Annotated in this window: 10 protein-coding genes; 1 reads left to right on the top strand and 9 read right to left on the bottom strand. The window is 54.7% G+C overall.

Translation table 11 applies throughout. The features are described 5' to 3' along the window. Positions 1–2 precede the first annotated feature (2 nt). From DTL42_RS04980 to DTL42_RS26685, 6 genes are all read right to left on the bottom strand, one after another. Positions 3–3,833, bottom strand: coding sequence for a hydantoinase B/oxoprolinase family protein (locus DTL42_RS04980; RefSeq protein WP_114367562.1), 3,831 nt, complete (start codon positions 3,831–3,833; stop codon positions 3–5). Positions 3,834–4,085: 252 nt separating this feature from the next. After that, positions 4,086–5,180, bottom strand: coding sequence for a hypothetical protein (locus DTL42_RS04975; protein WP_114367561.1), 1,095 nt, complete (start codon positions 5,178–5,180; stop codon positions 4,086–4,088). A 24-nt stretch (positions 5,181–5,204) separates the two neighbouring features. After that, positions 5,205–6,584, bottom strand: coding sequence for an FHA domain-containing protein (locus DTL42_RS04970; protein WP_114367560.1), 1,380 nt, complete (start codon positions 6,582–6,584; stop codon positions 5,205–5,207). Positions 6,585–6,591: 7 nt separating this feature from the next. Further along, positions 6,592–8,166, bottom strand: coding sequence for a protein kinase domain-containing protein (locus DTL42_RS04965; protein WP_114367559.1), 1,575 nt, complete (start codon positions 8,164–8,166; stop codon positions 6,592–6,594). Positions 8,167–8,735: 569 nt separating this feature from the next. Next, positions 8,736–10,004 (bottom strand): metallophosphoesterase family protein, encoded by a 1,269-nt coding sequence (locus tag DTL42_RS04960; RefSeq protein WP_114367558.1) that lies wholly within the window; start codon positions 10,002–10,004, stop codon positions 8,736–8,738. Between the two features lie 120 nt (positions 10,005–10,124). Next, positions 10,125–12,593, bottom strand: a complete 2,469-nt coding sequence (locus DTL42_RS26685) for a calcium/sodium antiporter (RefSeq protein ID WP_114367557.1) — start codon at positions 12,591–12,593, stop codon at positions 10,125–10,127. A gap of 413 nt (positions 12,594–13,006) precedes the next feature. Here DTL42_RS26685 and DTL42_RS04950 point away from each other — a divergent pair, with 413 nt between their 5' ends. Continuing rightward, the gene (locus DTL42_RS04950; RefSeq protein WP_199590023.1) at positions 13,007–13,765 is read left to right on the top strand and encodes a 3-keto-disaccharide hydrolase; all 759 of its coding nucleotides are present in this window, start codon (positions 13,007–13,009) and stop codon (positions 13,763–13,765) included. A 28-nt stretch (positions 13,766–13,793) separates the two neighbouring features. On the opposite strand, the gene DTL42_RS04945 is transcribed toward DTL42_RS04950, so the two are convergent. The 3 genes from DTL42_RS04945 to DTL42_RS04935 all read right to left on the bottom strand — a co-directional run bounded on the left by DTL42_RS04945 (position 13,794) and on the right by DTL42_RS04935 (position 18,772). Continuing rightward, entirely contained in the window at positions 13,794–14,750 is a 957-nt protein-coding gene (locus DTL42_RS04945; RefSeq protein ID WP_158545237.1) for a formylglycine-generating enzyme family protein, read from the bottom strand. A gap of 109 nt (positions 14,751–14,859) precedes the next feature. Next, on the bottom strand, positions 14,860–16,185 hold the full coding sequence (locus DTL42_RS04940; RefSeq protein WP_114367555.1) for a DUF1552 domain-containing protein: 1,326 nt from the start codon (positions 16,183–16,185) through the stop codon (positions 14,860–14,862). Positions 16,186–16,213: 28 nt separating this feature from the next. After that, positions 16,214–18,772 carry a DUF1592 domain-containing protein gene (locus DTL42_RS04935; RefSeq protein ID WP_114367554.1) on the bottom strand — a complete coding sequence of 853 codons (2,559 nt, stop codon included), beginning with the start codon at positions 18,770–18,772 and terminating at the stop codon, positions 16,214–16,216. Positions 18,773–19,039: the final 267 nt, after the last annotated feature.

The following is a 19,039-nucleotide window of genomic DNA, read 5'->3' as shown; positions in this document are numbered from 1 at the left end:
TTTCAGGCAAGCGGTTCGCCCTGTTTACCCCAGCCACCACCCCCCGGCGTTCGCAAAGTGAGGCGGTCTCCCGGCTGGACTTGAAAGCTGATGGTATTGGGCAAGCGGATTTCCTCGGCTCCCTTTCTTTGCAGAAGGTTTTCACCCAATTGGCCTGGCATGCCTCCCGCGAGACCATACGGAGCATAAGGGCCGCGACGCTGCGTCAACAGCGAGACATCGAGAGGACGAAGGAATTCAATTTCTCGGACGATACCATCTCCGCCGTGGTGTTGGCCAACTCCGCCAGAGCCACGACGAATCGCGAACTGATGGAGTCGCACGGGAAAGCGGAGCTCGAAGACCTCGACATCGGTTAACCGAGTGTTGGTCATGTGGGTATGGACAGCGGAAGCTCCAGCATTCGTTGATGTTGCGCCTGAGCCTCCACAGATGGTCTCGTAATACCCAAAGCTGGCATCGCCAAAGGTCAGGTTGTTCATCGTTCCCTGGCTGGCTGCGGCCAGATTCAAAGCGCCGAGTAAAACGTCGACCACTCGCTGCGAAGTTTCGACATTCCCACCGGCAACCGCCGCGCATTCGGCAGGCGAGTGGTGGCGAGGAGGATTCAGCAGGCACTCTGGCAAGATAATGGTTACCGGTTCGAGCACACCTTGATTGAGAGGGATCTCCTCATTTAACAGGCAGCGAAGACAATACATGACCGCAGCGGTAACAATCGCGCGGTTCGCGTTCAAATTGCCCGCGAGCACGGGGCCGGTGCCTGTGAAATCGATGGTCGCAGTTTCGCCTTGCAGGTTGATGGAAACCGCGATTGGAGAACCATCGTCAAGGTGATCGGTAAGCTGATAGATACCAGACGGAATTTTGGCTAACGCGGCACGAGTTTTACGGGCAGCGGCGTCTTGAATGTAAGCGGCATACGAGCGAACCATGGCCAACCCATAATGCCGAATCATCTGGTCCAGGTTGGTAACCCCATGGTGATTCGCCGCGATCTGGGCAGCGATGTCTGCCAAGTTGTCGGGAACGTTGCGGGAAGGGTAGGGGGCATCGCGTAAGATAGCTTCCATCGCTTCCCACTGCGGTTCGCCTGCGGAAACGACTTGGAAGTTATCGATTAAGACCCCTTCCTCCGCCAAATTGGTCGAACCGGAAGGCATCGAGCCTGCGGCGATTCCACCGATCTCGGCATGATGCGCACGACTGGCGGCAAAGAAACTGGGGCAGGTATCCGTAGTAGTGGCAAACATCGGTGTGATAAGGGTCACGTCCGGAAGGTGTGATCCACCGCGATACGGATCATTGGTCACGAAGACGTCACCCGCTTGCATGTGGGGATGCCGCGTGATGGTCGCCTTCACGGTTTCCGACATCGCCCCGAGATGCACGGGAATATGTGGTGCATTGGCGATCAGGTCGCCGTTGGCGGTAAACAGAGCACAACTAAAGTCGAGTCGCTCTTTCACGTTGACGCTAACCGATGTGTTTTGCAGGGCGACGCCCATTTGTTCGGCGATTGCCGCGAACTGATTATTGATAATCTCGAGCAAAACAGGATCTGGTTCGTTACCGATCGTAGCGGAGGAAGTCGTTACGGCGTTCTCCTTTTTCGCAGTGGCAACCCGCGCGGCCAGAAGTTCGCCGCCCGATAGCATCTCGGCCTGCCAATTCGGATCGATCACCGTCGTGGCCAGCGATTCCGCGATCAGGGCCGGGCCAACGATCTTGGCACCCGGACGTAGATCATCTCGATCGAAAACCTGTGCGTGGCAGGGCTTGCCTTGAAAGGTGATCTCAACGGTTTGATTGGGAGTTGGGTAATAGGTTGCCACACGCTCGCTAGAATTCTGGGCTTGGCGGGCAATCCCAATTGCTTCGACCCGAGCTGCCACGATCTCAACGGTTTGCTGACTCCGATCGTACCCATAGCGACGACGATGCTCGGCGTGATACCGTTCGGTCGCATTCTCTAGCGGGTAGGCTTCAATGGTCAGCGAAGCTTCAAGACCGCGATAACGCAGTTCTAGTTGAGGTTGCAGTTCGATCCGATCAAAGTCCCCTTCCTGCTCGACTTCGGCCTGGGCTTGCTGGCTCAGCTTATCAAGAACACCGTCAAGCTGGGAAGCGACTTCGCGCAGTGGGGCATAAAACGGTTGCGTCGCGAAGCGATTGATATTTGCGGCACCGATGCCCACGGCGCTCAAGATGCCGGCACTCGGATGAAAAAGCAGCTGCGATCCTCCCAGCAAATCGGCCACCGCACAGGCATGCTGACCAGCAGCACCGCCAAAGGGAACCAGTAGATAGCTGCGCGGATCGTACCCTTTGGCCACCGAAATCGTACGAATCGCTTCGGCGATGTTGGCGTTGGCGATCTGCAGAAAGCCCTCGGCCAGTTCCAGAGGAGAGCGGCGAATACCGGTGGCGGCTTCAACCTGATCGGCGATTTGCTTTAAACGGTTTTCGACCGCCTCGGCATCTAAGGGAAAGGGGAGCCGGGCTGCTTTAAGTTTTCCCAACGCGAAGTTGATATCGGTTACCGTTAGCGGACCGCCACGACCATAACAGGCCGGACCAGGGGCGGCGCCGGCGCTGCCAGGCCCAACGACCAGCTTCACGCCATCGAACGCGCAGATCGATCCTCCACCGGCGGCGACCGTTTCAATCGCCATCATCGGCGCAACAATTCGCACGCCTGCTTTTTCGGTTTCAAACTGGCGTTCGTAGGTGCCATCGAAGCGGGAGACATCGGTGCTGGTCCCTCCCATGTCGAAACCGATTGCCTTGCGCATGCCGATTGCTTGGGCGGCCGACGCAAAGCCGACGACGCCTCCGGCGGGGCCAGAGAGGATGCTATCTTTCCCCGAAAAAGACTCGGCCGCAACCAAGCCACCGGCGGAAGTCAGCAGCCGCAGTTGGCTACCTTTGCCGAGGGCAGATTGAATCCGTTGAACATAGTCTTGCAGAATTGGATTCAAGTACGCGTCGACCACCGTGGTATCGCCTCGCGAAACGATCTTGATTAACGGAGCGACCGCATGGGAAACGCTGATGTTGGTGAAACCAAACTCTTGAGCGATCCGAGCTGCTCGTTGTTCATGCTGCGGCTGGCGGTAGCTATGCAAAAAACAGATGGCCAACGAGCGGATGCCGTCGTTTTGAAGATTGCGAAGCTGCTGCCGAAGATCGGCCTCGTCCAAAGGATGCAAGATTTCGCCGGTCGCGTCGAGCCGTTCGCGCACTTCGGCAACTTTCGTGACCAATGAAGTCGGTTTGCGAATGTTTAGATCGAACAGCTTGGGCCGACTTTGCGAGCCGATCTCCAGCACATCGGCAAAGCCAGAAGTGATCAGCAGCCCAACTCTTTCGCCGGTTCGCGTGAGTAGCGCGTTGGTACCACGTGTTGTTCCTAAACGTACATCAACAGCCGGTAACGGCTCGTCACGAGAAATCCCCAACAAGTAACGCATCGCCAACAGGGGAGCCTCTTCTCCGCCATCTAGTAAGTAGACCGTGCCAGGAAGGGGAGTAACTGTCAGCGGAGTATCGAGGGAAAGTTGGCAAGTGGCGGGATCGAACGAGCGAACATTTGCCTTCTGGACGATGTTCCCTTGACGGTCGAGCAGTTGAAATTCGTAGCCACGCCAAACATCGCGTGCATCGGACTGACGGGTAAGATCGACGATCAATGCTGGCTGGCTGCCAGCGCCGACTTGGCCTTGGACTTTGCCTGAGCTAAGCACTTTGTGCCGGGCAGTCGGTTGCCCTGGTTGGTGAAGCAAACAATCGGTGAACGTTCCGCCAACATCAATCCAGAACTCAGGTTGCATTAAAATCGTCACAATACGCAGGCAAAAAATGTCATTCCTTAGCAGAACCCCATGATAGAGCAGTCAGGGCGACGTTCGGAAGACTAGCAGCCGATTGAATTTCCCGGATCGGCTACGGTATTGCGTTTTGGGACCGGAGGCTCCCCGTTTGTTCTCGGCTGTCTACCAAAAAAGCCCCAGACATCCGCTGAATCTTATTCGGCGAAATCCTCGGGCTCGACGTTGAACGATGGCCACATCTACGCAAGTTACTTAGGGAGAACCATTGCTACTGGAAGTCGCAACGTAGAGCCCTTTTGCCATCTCGAAGAGTTTTTCGTAGGTGTTTTCATTACCCGGTTCCGGCGGCGCGAATTCAACACCGTTGCGTACCATGTAGGAAAGCAGAGATGTTAAGTTTTGGCCATCAATAGACGGCGTGTAGCCGCTCAGGATCAAAGCACCGTCTGCCTTGCCAACTTGTTTCAGGCGACGAGCCGCATGCGAAAGGCTTTGTAAGTGGGTTTCGGATTCCCGGTAGATGTAGTAGTCTTGGACCCCCTTGCGAGCCATGGCCTGACCGTCGACTTCTGCCAGGAACTTATTGGCCAGCGCCAGAATCGAGCTTTCTAGTTGAGCCGTTAATTGGGGATCGATTTCCGATTGCTGCGATGCGGCTTGGCGAATTGAGGCTAGGTTGGCTTCAATCGCTTCTCGCTCGGTCTTGAAACGGTCGTCACGCAATAGCTTTGGCCACCATTGAAACGTGTTGAGTTGTCCCGTATCGGCGCGAAAGGTGCCGGTTTCGCCTCGCACGTTTGTAAGTCTTAAATTGATTTTGGAAAGATCTTTCGGGGTTAATTGCAAACGAGACATCAAGTCCGCGACTTCGTAATCTTCGTTCAAATAGGCAAAGGAAAGCACGCTCGAGCGGAGGGCTTCTTTCATCGTGTTAAGCGCCTTGCCGTTGGTGATTCCTTCCCCGGTCATTTCGGGGTGATCGACCAAGCGGCGAAGTGCGCCCGTCTTTCTTTTGTCAGCTTCGTCGAGGTGATTTTTCAGCACCTTAGCATCGCGTAGTTCCCGCCGGCGAAAGTAAATGTCGACCGTTTTAAGGGCGTTATCCAGTTCCATATTGTAGGCTTCGGCGGCAATCGTGCGGGCCGTTTGATAGTCGACCGCCGCTTCGGCTTGAGAGCGAATTAATTCGGCTTGGCCAAAGACGAGGCCAACTTCCATGTGAGGCGAAAGCGAGTAAATAAAAGGTCGCTGATTGTTGTTGTCGATGACAACCTGTGCGTCCGCCAGCTCCAGCGGCAATGCTGTTACACCGAAGATGAAGCAACACTGAAGTAGACGACAGAGCATGGTACTTTCCTCGGCAATGCCCGATTAGTTGTTGGTGAATTGACGAACAAACGGCAAGACATCGACCAGAACCGTCGCATCGAACGTTTCGCCAGTAGGAGGCGCGCCTAACTTGATTTCCGGAGTTGCACGAGAATAGATCCCGACAAGTTCGCCTTGAGAATTCAGCAGGGGAGAGCCGTTCCAGTTGGTATCTAAGTGAAGTTTGGTTTGGTCGGGCGCGTCAAATTTGGCTACCACCAACCGAGCGTTCTTGGTATCGCCAGCCACCCCACTGCTGTTTTGCACGCGTATGATTGCATCGCTGATAGGGAGAGGGGAATCAGCAGCATAATACGGCGCCAGGCGATCGTACCCATGCCCTAATAACGTCAGTCGTTCGCGAGGCATTAGGGCCGCGCTGTTTGCTATCGGAAGCCAGAACGGAATCGACTCGGTCACTCGAATGACGGCGACATCATAGTGGCTCGGCTTTTCGGCGATGACCATGTAATGACGATAAGCTTCTTCTAGAGCCTGCGCGAGCTCGTCGGGAAGTTCTGATAAGTCGGTTGTTTCGACCTGGGAATAGATCTGATCGAACTTCCCCTTGGCCTCTTCCGCCTCTTGAAACGAGGCGACGTAGGTGGGATGAGGGGTGAACTCTTCGATCGTAAGTGCAGGCTTGCCCAGCAAAATAACCTGCGGATATTTCTTGCTCAGTAGCTCTTGCACCATGTGCACGGTGCTTGAGGTCACAATGGTATGAGGACCGACGGCGACCCCAGTGCCAATGCGAAAGACCTGCGACTGATCGGCGTTGGCTACGGCGATCACATGGATGGCGTCTTCTGGGTGATCGACAACCGCTTGATTTTTTACGGCCTCGCTGGGAGAAGGGGATGGGCTTGATTTGGCTTTTGGAGCAGCCGCCGTGTTGTGATTCTCGTTATCACTGGATGCAGAGGTTGCGGGATCGTTCGCATTAGGCGTTTGGGTATCGGCACCACCGCCCCAGAAGATAATCGCGATGACGACCAGCAGCAGAAGAACGGCCGCCGCCACGCCACTGCCAATGAGTAAGTGCAGCGGAAAGCCAGGTTCGTCCTCGAAAGGGGCATCGACCGGAGGGGCCGGCGTAGGAGTAGGAGAACGCTTAGGAGCAGGGGCCGGTGCGGTCAACTGCGATGGCATGGGCATCGTGACGCTTTTGCCCAACGTGACTAACGCGTCGGGATGAATTTGCTTGCGTTTGAAAATCCGCTCGCCGTTTACAAACGTGCCGTTGGTCGACTGAAGGTCTTCGATGAAAACGCGTCCTTCATCAAATTCCAGGCGGCAATGCTCGCCGGATACCGTGGGCTGGTCGACCACGATGTCGCACGTTTCGCGAGCGCCGACAATCCAGACCTTCTTCGCTCCCATATTCTCCTTACACCCATCCTTCCTTCTTCATCATAGCTCGCAGTGCATTTTGCATTTCACGGGCGTTGGGATATCGCTCGCAGCACTCGGTTCGGAGGGCCGTATCTAACACTTCGGCCAGCCCCGCATGCATCCCTGGATACCGCTTCCGCAGCAGTGGTACTTCTCCCTGCAAAACCAACGATAACGAGTCACTTCCCTTATCGTCTCCGCGCGGAAAGCGTCCTGTGATGATTCGATAAAAACTCGCCGCCAGGCTAAACACGTCGCTTGCTGGATTGACATATTTATAATCGGTCAGAAGCTCTCGCGGCATGTAGGGGAGGCTACTCGCAGTGGTTTCTGTGAGGGGCGTCCCTGAGAAGCCTGCTTTTTCGAATGCCTTGTTCAAGCCAAAATCAGATATCTTGGGAATCCAGCGTTTCTTTTTTCTGGTCGCCAGCAAATTCGATGGCTTGATATCTCGATGAACCAAGCCTTTGTCGTGGGCATACGACAAACCATCTAACAGCAGATAAAGCGAAACGGCGATATGCTTGGCCTGCAGCGAATTCTTTTTGGCCCGAAATAGGCGGGCGAGAGAGCCACCATCGCAATATTCGGTAACGAAGTAGAATTCATTGCCAAGTTTGCCAGCGCCGTAGAGCTGAACGATGTTGCGATGTCTCAGCCGCGCGCTCGTTTCCATCCCTTGAAGAAATTCGTCTTGAGCTTCTTTTGCAATGTTGATTCGCGAAGCGAGAAATTTCACCGCGACCGGACTATTGTCAAGCGTTCGCTTAGCGAGAAAAACTTCGCCCAAACTGCCGGTGCCAAGCGATTGGTTAAACTCGAATCCTTGAAGAATCGGGAATTCACCAAGTTGACGTTGGGGAAATGGGGAGGCAGCCGTTTCGTGATGTCCGACATGGCTACCTAAGGCACCAGCTGTTGAAGATGCTCCTTCGACCATCGTGGCTCGTCCAGCAATCAAAGCAATTTCGTCCCGCCTGTCTGCCGGTTCGTTGATGGTCTGACGCCCGATGCTGGGGCCCGATGGCGAAGGCATTTCGACAATCGTTTGTCGTCCCAGGCTGGGGGGCAACTCATGGATTGTTTGGCGGCCCACATGGGATGCTGCGTTCGGGCTTGGCATCTCGCAAATCGTACGGCGAATATCGGGCGAAGGAGCAGCCGGTTCATCTTCCTGATAAGGAGCACGCCCGATATCGTGGGGTGCTGTGATGTTCTTCTGGTTTTCGACAAAAACCTGAAAAACAGTTTTGCCAGCGGTGATTACATCTCCATTGGTTAGGTCGACCGTGGGCCCGGCCACTTTGGCGTTCTCTTCGGCTGCCGCAAAGGTGGCACGGCCGCCATGCTTGGTGCCGTTGACGAATGTGCCGTTACGGCTCCCTAAATCTCTGAGGCGGGAAAGAGGCGGATTGACTTCTAGTAGAAAGTGATGCCGCGAAACGAATGGATCTTCTTGAATGGAAGCATGGCAATGTTGCTCGTCCCGTCCGAACAGGAAGATGTCGTGGTCTTCAAATGTAAAGACCTTTCCTTGCATGGGGCCTTTTTTAACTTCGATACGAATCAATTGTCGTCTCCACAAGGGAAGTCGCGGCACTTGCCCGACAACAAATAAGACTCTACTTCAAAGGCTTGGGAAGTCATCACGCGATGCCGCGACCAATTGGCATCAGGTGAAAACTTCTCGCCTGCGATCTACTTCGCGAGAACCTCAGTCGTTATCAATAGTTTGGGCAAGAGTTTGCCTAAGTTTCCCCAATTGTGACCGATCTATCGTAAATCATGGATAAGAAACGCTTCAGAATGCCAAGCCCCAGGCCAAAGCGACCGATCCAGCGGAACATCCGTTCCCATAACACTTTATCCTATCACACCCCATCGATTCTAAGCTGCACCAATCGCAGCTTGCAAATTCTTTTCTGAGATGGACTTAGGTTGGTTTTTTTTCTGCTGAATCTTGATTTATGGGCGACTAGGCGTCATACCGAGGGAATCGCCTTGTCTGATCGACGTTTGTTGATGAGACGACACCGAATCACCAGGTCATTTCCGCGCAAATTGATCGACAAGCCAGTGGCCAGGCCAACCTAGGCTGCCCTAAAGGGGATTAGGCTAATTTCGGCAAAAAGAGGGGGGCTATACCGTTCGGGGAGAGAATGACCAATTGCCCAGAGCTTGGCCGTCGATGCTGGTCGCCGTTAGCTTGAACTGCTTGGAATCGGCGAAGCCGCGCAAAATGGTGCCGCGTGATAGGCTGGGACCACCTCCGACGATTTGGGCATAGGAGTGATCCTCGGTCGGCTTATCAAAACGAAACTGGTGGGTATGTCCACTGGCCACCAGTTGTACTCCGGCTTCAGCCAGGTGTGGGTGCCAGGCTTGTTGCGACTGCCGAGAGTAGCTCGCATATCCTTCGAGCGTGTCCCCGGGGTTATCGCCAGGTAGGCCCCACAAGGGAATATGGCAAAAGACAACAATGTAGGGCGCCGAAGCGATGTCTTCTCGCTTGAGGGTTTCGGCCAGCCATTCTCCTTGGGCTTGGCGATACGGCTCGAAATTGGCAAGACCAGCGAAGACCGGGTGGGCATCTGGTTTATCTTCGCCGGTATCTAAACCAATGATTGCCAAGGGCCCCTGACGCACGGCGAACGAACGCCCGAGCTCTGCCGAACTGGGCCAATCAAGGATGGCCTGCGAGAGCGAACGTGCATTCACGCCTCGGACATCGTGATTACCGCTGGTGAACAAAACCGGACGTTCGACCGCATAGCCACCGCCAGCTGGTTCCAAGACCTGAGCGACAATTTGATCGTCCGTGCGGATATCGTTGAAGACGTCGCCGTTCCAAATGGTAAAGTCCGCTGGCTCGGCCGCAAGTTGTTTCATGATCGCTTGGAGGACTTCTGGCTTTTCGTGCGTATCGTTGATCATCGCAAACGAAGCGGTTGGTGCCGCCGCGTCTGGGAGCTGAAATGTAAACGTTTCGCTAACCTCCGGATCACCCGGCTTGATTTGATAGGCGGTTCGGAAGTCAATTGGTGTGGTTACCGTGCGATAATAAATCTTTTGCCCCGCAGGCAGGTCTTGCAAACGGGCCGAGAGAAAGTGACGGTTAAGTTGATTGAGCCCATTCGAAGAAACAGACGTTCGTTTGCCGAGTTGAGGCGTCGTTCCATATTCCACCCACCCCGTCGCTAACTGGGGAGCCGACCAGGCAACCGCAATGCTGTCAGCGGTCGGGGTTTGCAGTACCGGCAAACCCGGCTTGCCAGGCATAGGCCGTTTATCTTCGGCCTGAACCGTTTCCGGAAGCAGGCTGGTCCCTATCGCCAAAGAAGAGACGGCCGTTAAAAAGTTGCGGCGATTGGAGGAAGAGTGGTAAGCAGGGGAAGAATCGGTGGGCATCGATACAGCTCGCGAAGCTAGAAGTTAGGCTAGGGGCCTGGAGGGTTTACTTTACCGTAACTAGACTGCGCGGAAACGTAAAGTCTAGCGGCTTTTTTCGCTCGCTGGCAGGAACGAGGCCTATACGTTGGCTTGTTCTGGCGAGTCGTTGGTGGATTGAGACGATTCGGTCTCACGAGGCACGCCTGTAATCAAACGCGCCGAGCGGCCGAACGTGATAAAGCTCCAGATCCACTGAATGAAGACGAGAATCCGGCTCTCGAATTGACTCAGGTTGGCGATATGAATCACCAGCCACAGCGTCCACGCCAGGAACCCGCTTAGCTTCCAACCGCCAATCTCTGCGACAGCGGCTGATCGGCCAATTGTGGCCAAGCTGCCTTGGTGGTGATATTGAAACGGTTCGCGTTTTCGGGGCTTGTTGGTTTCTGCCAAGGCAAGTTCCTCGCGAATCAACTTCGCCACGTATTTTCCTTGCTGCATTGCTACCGGAGCAATGCCAGGCAGTGGTTTACCATCAGTTCCGGTGCAAGCGGCCATGTCGCCGATAACGAAAACTTCCGGATGCCCTTCTAGGCTCAAGTCCGATTTTACGGCAACTCTGCCGGCGCGATCGATATTGGCATTGGCTTGCTCACCCAGACTTTTGGCCAGAGGAGATGCCTCGACGCCGGCAGCCCATAAAATGGTGGTTGCTGGCAGATGTTCTTGCTGCTGATCGGATGAGGCCAGCGTAAGCAGACCTTCTTCGACGTCTAAGACACGCGTTTGGCAACGAACTCGCACGCCGAGTCGCTCGAGCGAAGCTTGGGCCTCAGCCGATAACTTGGGTGGGTACATGCCAAGAATGCGATCGGCGGCTTCTACCAAAATGATGTGAGCCGACGAAGGATTGATTTTGCGGAACTCAAATTCCAGCGTATGCCGAGCGATTTCGGCCAAAGAGCCAGCCAGTTCCACACCGGTTGGCCCCCCGCCGACGATCACGAAAGTAAGCAACTGACGCCGTCGATGCTCATCGGTTTCGTTTTCTGCCGCTTCAAAGGCGGACAATATCTTGCGGCGAATCTCGGTAGCGTCTTCGATGGTCTTCAAGCCAGGAGCGGCCGATTCCCATTGGCTATTGCCGAAATAACTGTGCCGAACCCCTGCCGCGACGACCAGGTAGTCGAACGACACCTCGTGACCATCGCTTAGCAAGACCATCTTGCGCGTGAGATCGATATCCGTTACTGCTTCTAGTTGGACCGAAACATTCCAGTGTCGCCGCAACAAATTACGCAGCGGGGCCGCGATATTGGCAGGCGAGAGGCTCCCGGTGGCGACTTGATAGAGCAGCGGTTGGAACAGGTGAAAGTTGCGACGGTCGACCAGCGTCACTCGCGATTCGGTTCGTCCCAAGTTCCGCACGGTTGCCAGGCCGCCGAAGCCACCGCCAATGACCACCACATGGGGCAGTTTGTCACCGCTGTTGGTAAAGCGTTCTCTGGCCTTTTGCCAACGCCAAAGGTCCAACGAACGCGTCACACTTATCAGCAGCGTGACTACGGTGATGGGAATCGCGAAGCAGATCATCAAGACTTCAAAGGCCGGTAACGCCGTGCTTTTCGTTGTGAAAAGGATGATTGCCACGAGATACGCGACATAGTAGCCAACGAACAGCAAGCCTTCTCCGCGCGCGATACGGTGGCCGGTGAAGAACACCGGTAAGCAGGCTGCCGCCACGGCAATCATCACCGGCATGTCAAACTTCCAGGCCTGTTCTGCCACGGTAATACCGCCAGGAAGAACGGCTGCGGAAAGCCCCAGCACACCGAGAAGATTAAAAATATTACTCCCTACGACGTTGCCCACAGCAATGTCTCGATGTCCACGTAGTGCGGCCACGACCGATGTCGCCAATTCTGGCAAAGACGTCCCCGCAGCGACGATCGTCAGCCCAATCACCAGTTCGCTCACACCCAAACTGCGCGCGATGGTTGTCGCGCCCGAGACCAGGCAATTGGCTCCTATTACCAATAGAACGAGCCCGCCGACAATCAGAGACAATTGCCAAACGACATTCACCCGCGTCGCAGAGGGCGTTTTGTCCTCGTTGGTGGCAAGATACGCATCGTTGTATTCTTGTTTCACCTCGATCGATTCTTGGCGACCAACCAGAACACAGCGGATTGTGTAAGCAATCAACCCTGCAAACAGGAGAGCCCCTTCCCATTGGCTGATTCTGAGATCGTATGCGAACAGCCAGACAATGATCGAGATAACTAGAATCAGCGGAACGTCGAAGCGAACGAGCTTCTGATCGACGACCAAAGGGGTAATCAGCGCCGACAAACCCAGGATAAGCAACACGTTAAAAATGTTGCTACCGGTAACATTGCCAACGGCAACGTCGGAACTTCCCGTAAGTGAGGAGGTAACCGAGACGGCCATTTCCGGCGCACTGGTACCAAAGGCCACCACGGTTAGCCCGATTATAAGCGATGAAATCCCCATCGACGCAGCGAGCTTGGATGCGCCTTGAACCAGTATTTCAGCACCAATAACGAGGGCGATTAAACCCACTACGATCAGCAGCAAGGCTATCATTCTTTTGACTTAACATCCAAAGAGAATGGGCGTGCTTGAATATGCTTTTCTAGACACGCATCGAGCGAAATTGTTCAGAGAGGCGTGTCTCAACAGAACATGCTGCCGAGTGGCTGGCAAGGGGGGACGAACGCGCGATAACACCAACGGTAACCTAGCCGCCACCATTGCCAATCAGTGGTAAGCCACCCGGCAATTTACGGCTACTTCACGGATAATCCTTGTGATGCGTGTTCAAAATGACATGACTTTGTTGGCCAGCGACAAGGCTCTTTCAAGGGGGATCGCTAGGGGATATGCGTAAAACAGGTATTTTGTCTGCTGGGGTTTGCTAGAATGAGGGCCTCAGTCCTGCTCAAAACGAGGCAGGAAAACGCCACCCACCGAATGATTTTCCTACCTGGAGTTTTTGAATGCGAAGTTTGTTTCCCCGTGTCTTGATGGCGGGCGTTGTTGTTGCACTCGGTTTTCCCACGTTTTTACAGGCCGACCAGCCGCAACCCCCGGAAGGCTTTCGGGCTTTGTTTAATGGCAAAGACTTAACCGGTTGGTATGGCTGGAATCCTCATTCCTCGGTCAAGCTCGCAGGAGAGAAGAAAGAAGAGAACCTGAAGAAGCAGCGTGAAGAGTTTCCGCAGAATTGGACCGTTGAAAATGGCGAGCTGATCAACGACGGGCATGGCCCCTATGCGACGACCGAAGAAGAATTCGGTGACATCGAAATGCGAATCGAATACAAGACGGTCCCCTCCGCCGATAGCGGGATCTATCTGCGAGGTACGCCTCAGGTTCAGATTTGGGATTCTAATCAAAAGTTCGATCCCATGCGTCCCACACGCCGCCCTCATCTGGGCTCTGGTGGGCTGTTCAACAATGCTCCGGACGCCCCTGGTCGCGACCCTGCTGTTTTAGCTGACCGTCCGTTTGGTGAATGGAACACGTTACGTATTCGCCAAATTGGTGATCGAACCTGGGTTTGGTTGAACGATCAAGTGACGGTGGACAATGCGGTGATGGAAAACTACTGGGATCGCAGCAAACCTCTGCCTGCGAAGGGACCGATCATGCTGCAGACGCACGGAGGAGAAATCCGCTGGCGAAATATCTTCATCCGCGAAATCAGCCCTGAAGAAGGAAAGAAGATCTTGGCGGAAGCCGCAGCCAAGCAGTAAGACCAACGGTTGCAAAACAGCCGATGGCTTACTGGGCTTCTTCTTTGACGACACGGAAGCCTAGGTAGCTGAACGCGTCATTGGCTTCCGCGAACGCGCGAACGGAACTCCGGCATTGCAGAGGAGCCACATACCAAGAGCCGCCACGCACGGTCCGCCAGTCGCCGTGGCGGTGCTTGGGAGTGTCTTCCGGGCCGGTGGGATCGACAATTGGTTTCGGGTGCGTGCGAGAACCTTGCTGCCGGGCCTGGGCAAGCATGTCTTGGTAGTGTCGGTCCGAGTACTTATCGCTGCACCATTCCCAAACATTGCCGTGCATATCGTGTAGCCCCCACGCATTGGCAGGAAAAGAGGCAACCGGTGCGGTATAGACATAGCCATCGGCGAACTTGTCATCGGTACCGACCGTTCGTTGTCGGATGACATCTTCTGGGAAAACAGCCGATAAGCTCGAGTCTGCCACGTTCGCCACGCGGTAAAGATCGTCCGGCTTTTCGCCGCACCAGTACGAACTGCGTGTGCCTGCTCGACAGGCGTATTCCCACTCGGCTTCGGTCGGCAAGCGATAGGTCGCTCCTTCTTGTTCGCTCAGCCAACAGCAATAAGCTTGGGCATCGTTCCAGGAAACGCAGGTAACTGAATGGTTCTCGGTTTGTTCGAAACCAGGGTTCTGCCAATTGGTGCCAGCGACTCTTTGAAAACGATCGAGCGGTTCTTCTGCTTGCGGTGTGAAAACGAATGCTCCGCCAGCTTTGTCCGCGTCGGTCTGGTAGCTGGTTGCTTCAACGAATTTACGAAATTGCCCGACGGTCACCTCCGACGCGCCAAGCGAGAAGGGCTTGGTCAGCTTGACGGGAAACGCAGGGGCTTCCACATAATCATGAATCTCGCGTTGATAAGCGCTCGACTTGTGCTCCAGTTTTAAACGATGTTCGTCCAACATGCCCATCTCGAACTCGCCGGCTGGCAAGCGGACCAGCTTCATTCCTACGGAATTTTCCGAGAAGGTGGGCTTTTGGGCGTGAGTCAAGTTTGGAACAAGCCCAACGCACATGGCGAAAACGGTGGTCGATATCAATCTTGGTAAACGCATGTTATCCCACCAGGGCGGCAATCGTGCCGGGGCTGTCTTGGAAGTGATCGGCAACCGGCACGCCAACGCGATCAAGCATTGTTTGCCAGAGCGAGGCCAAAGGTACTTCTTGCTCGAGCTGCAAATGGCCATGATGTTTGACACCTAGCCCCATCCCACCGCTGAGTACGGTAGGGAGATTATTCTTGCTGTGCTCGAAGCCCATGCCGCTAGAGAGCCCTAACAGCGTGCGATCGAGCAAGGTGCTATCTCCTTCGCGGATCGACTTCAAACGATCCAATAAATAGGCCCAATGCTGCATGTAAATCGTATCGACGCGGGCCAATTCCTCTAAGCTTTGGGGATCGTTGCCGTGATGGGAAAGCGAGTGATACCCTTGCGAAACGTTGAATTCTGGATAGACACCGCCGGCAAGTTCCTTGCGAACGACATACGACACTACCCGGGTAGAATCGGTTTGAAATGCCAGGGCGATCAAGTCGTACATCAGCTTGGCATAGTCATCGTACAGATAATCTCCGTTGCCTTCCGGACCTGCCATCTTCTTGTCGTACGTGCCGTGCAGGCTATCGGTTTCGATCGATGGCTTAGGCGTGTCGGCCCATTCGACGCGGCGTGCCAACGATTGTTCTAACTCGCGAACGGAGTTGTAGTATTGGTCTAACTGGTCTCGGTCAGTCTTACCGAGCTTGCGGGCCAACTGCTGGGCATCGTCTCGAACTAGATCCAAAATGGAACGCCGTCGTCGGAACTCGTTCTTCTCTTGCGACTTCTCGGCTTGGGTATCAGGGCGGAAGAGTTTGTCGAAGATTGCTTTCGGATCGTTTTCTGCGGCTAAAGGAACGCCTTGTTCGTTCCACGAAATGGTCGCCAAAGCCTGGCTGCCGTAGTTGGTGCCTCGGTCGACCGAGAGTTGTAAGGAAGCGAAACGTGTCTCGGAACCGATCGCGGCAGCTGCAATTTGATCAGGGCTGCGCTGCTGCTTTTTTCCCTTCGCAATCGAGGTACTAAATGGATAAGCGCCATCGTGGCCACCCCCTTCGTTGAGATAGGTGCCGTTGATGGCCGTAAAGCTGCCGCGATGCTTCTCTAGCGGTTTAAGAATGCGAGAGCTCGCGGCATCAACTCCGCTTCGTTCCGGCCAGAACTGTCGCATGTTCATGCCGGTGCCAAAGTAAAACATGCCCATGCGGGTTGGCGCTGCCGGGACCGGCGCGGCGAAGACGCTTTGTGGCATCATCGCCTCCAGGTAGGGTAACGCCATGGCCACGCCGGTACCACGAAGGAAAGTTCGGCGCGAAATCCAAGGTTTGGCGGTGCTGTTCATGCGAAGGGTTGCCTGGGACGAAGTGTTGCTACTTGGTTTGGAAAGTATCGCTGAGAACGATGCCATGAATGAGTGAACTAAGCGTGTAGTTTTGTTGTTGCATTTGCTGGGTGAGCTGATTCAGTAAGCCTCGGTCAGTTGGTTCGAGAGGGCGCCCCAACGCATAGACGAGCATTTTCTCGGCGAGCCCACGGGCAAAACGTTCATCTTGCTCAAGCAAAAGGGATTTGAACTGGGCAAAGTCCGCGAAAGACTTGCCGTTAGGAAGGGTGCCAGAGGCATCGATCGGCGGTGAATTGCGCCCGCGAAAGTCTTCGCCATCTTGCTGGTTTCGCCATTGGCCGATAACGTTGAAATTTTCCAGGGCAAAACCATAGCAATCGATCGAGCGATGGCAGGCCGCACACGAGGCAATTTGTTGATGCTGAATCAACCGCTCGCGGACCGTCAAGCGTTCTCCTTGAATGTTGGGTTCTACTTCGCCAGCATTCGGTGGAGGTGGGTTGGGGGGATCGTTGAAGAGAACCTCGCGCAAGTAAACACCACGATTAACGGGCTTGGTGCGATTCCCGTCCGAGCCTCGCAGGGCAACCCCGGCCATAGCTAAAAGACCTCCACGAGGTGAGTCCGCCGGCAGTGTTACGCGGCGAAAGTGATCTCCTTGGACCCCTTCAATCGCGTAGAACTTGGCCAGTCTCTCGTTAAGCATGGTCCAATCGGAATCGATGAATGTAAGGGCCGATTCATTTTGACGGAGCACTTCGCCAAAAAAAGCCAACGCCTCGCCAACCATGGCTTCTCCCAACTTGTCGTTGTAATCGCGATAGAGTCGGCTATCGGGCATGAAGTTGCGGAACTCACCGGTTTTTAGCCACTGGGCACCGAACCCTTGGGTGAACCCCTCAATCTTCTCGTCGGCGAGCATCCGTGTGACTTGTTGAGAAAGGACTGCAGGATCGCGCAGCTTTCCGGCTTCGGCTAAGGCAAACAGTTCGTCATCGGGCATGCTGGACCATAAAAAGTAACTCAAACGCGAGGCCAGTTCCCAGTCGTTCAGTGGGCGTTTCTCGGTGGCGTCCGAGGGTTCTAGCAGGTAGAGAAACTTTGGCGAACAAAGCACGGCGACTAAGCCGGTCCGTACTGCATCGTTAAAAGTGGCACCGGCAGCCAGTTCGCTGTTGCATAAGGTCACGATGCGATCGACTTCAGCTGCGGTTACCGGTCGCCGGAAAGCTTTGGGAAGAAAGCGGGTGAAGATCTCGCGGAGATACTCTTCGTTCTCCGGCTTGTGCGCCCCACCAAAGAGAAGTGTTTCGTGGCTTTTGGGGGGCCATTGCTCGAAGAGAGGCCCTTCGCATTCAAGCCAGTCAACAATCAATTTACGCAGTTTCGAGCGATCTGCGACTGCGGGATTCGGTTTGCTCCATGTTAGGTTTTCCATCTGCTGCCGCGCTTGCAGACGCATGACCTGCTCGAAATTCTTTTCTTCGCCGGCTTTCTGCTGCAAATTGCGGAGATCGTTGCCCACACGGCTCGATATTTGGAAGCCAGCTTCGTTCACGATCGAGACGTTATACTCACCACACTTGGGGTCACGCGGGACGACGATTTCGTAGATTTGCGGAGTGGCCGTGACCTCCGTTTCTAGCAACAGTTGTTGGTCGGCGTTAGGATGGTTTTGCCTCACTCGCATGACAACCGGCTGCCCATCCTCACCAGGCTCGCCCCAGGCACGTACGCGAATTCGGTACATGCCTTCGATGGGAATCTCTTGTCGCAGGCCTGGGTATTTCATCACGCCAAAAGAGCGAGTGGAACCTTGCATCAAGACGATCGCCTTTTCCTGGCATTCAATGCCTGGGCTGGCGCACAGGTAACGGATCGCGCGGTTCTCGGCAATGTCTTCCATTTCCAAACGCATCTTTTCTGTGGGAAATGGAGGTGCCCCATCCACAATGGCCGAGTCCGCAATGCGCTGGGCAACTTCGAAATATTTATCGAGCAAGGATGGATCGAGCATCAAGGCCACCGAGACCTTGTCGAACCCCTCCGCCGTTCCGTCCGGGGGGAGAAGGCTCTCAGGGCTTTCGCCAGGCAGAAAATCGAGCGAGAGAAGATCGCGGACCGTATGGGCATATTCCGCCCGGTTCATCCGCCGAAGGATTACGTGTCCCTGAGCACCCAGCTTTTTCCGTTCCGCCTGACGCAACTCGGTGGCAATCCAGCCGGTAACCGAAGCAACTTCTTCCGGGCTCGGAAGCGTTGATCCCTCAGGCGGCATTTCGCCCAGGTTCATCTTGTCCATGACTTCAATCCAAGTACTAGCCGTCCCTGGTTGGGCGAAATCAGGTTGAAGTTGATCGAGACGCAGATCCGATTCCTGGGTTTCGATTCCATGGCACTCGACACAATATGTCTTCAGAAAACGCCCAATCTGCTCTTGGGCGATTAGAGATGTTTCCGAGTGATCCGCAGGAGACTGAGCGTAGCCGATGGTCGCAAGGGATAGCCACGCAATGACAGCCGTAAGCTGGCAAAATCGCATGAGTGGGCGGGCTTCTGGGAAACCTGGAAAACGACCTGTCATGGTCTATGCTTTCGAAATCTGCCTAGGGCCGGGGAGGAGAGGTGGCGAGAGTAGAATTCCAGTCTACCTCATTTCCGCACAAGACGAAAACGAAGCGTTAAGGGGGGCTCTATAGAAGTATGTTCGTTAGCTGGAAAAGGTTTCAGGGGCAACGCAAAATAGCAGCGTTCCACTGAATCGTTGATAGAACGATGAGAAAGCACACGCGAGAATGCACGCCTTTGTTGGCACGGAATTGCTTGCTAACAAGGGTAGAATCGGCGCAAA

The sequence above is a fragment of the Bremerella cremea genome (genome assembly GCF_003335505.1).
GTDB classification, from domain to species: Bacteria; Planctomycetota; Planctomycetia; order Pirellulales; family Pirellulaceae; genus Bremerella; species Bremerella cremea_A.
This window is presented reverse-complemented; position numbering and strand designations above follow the sequence as displayed.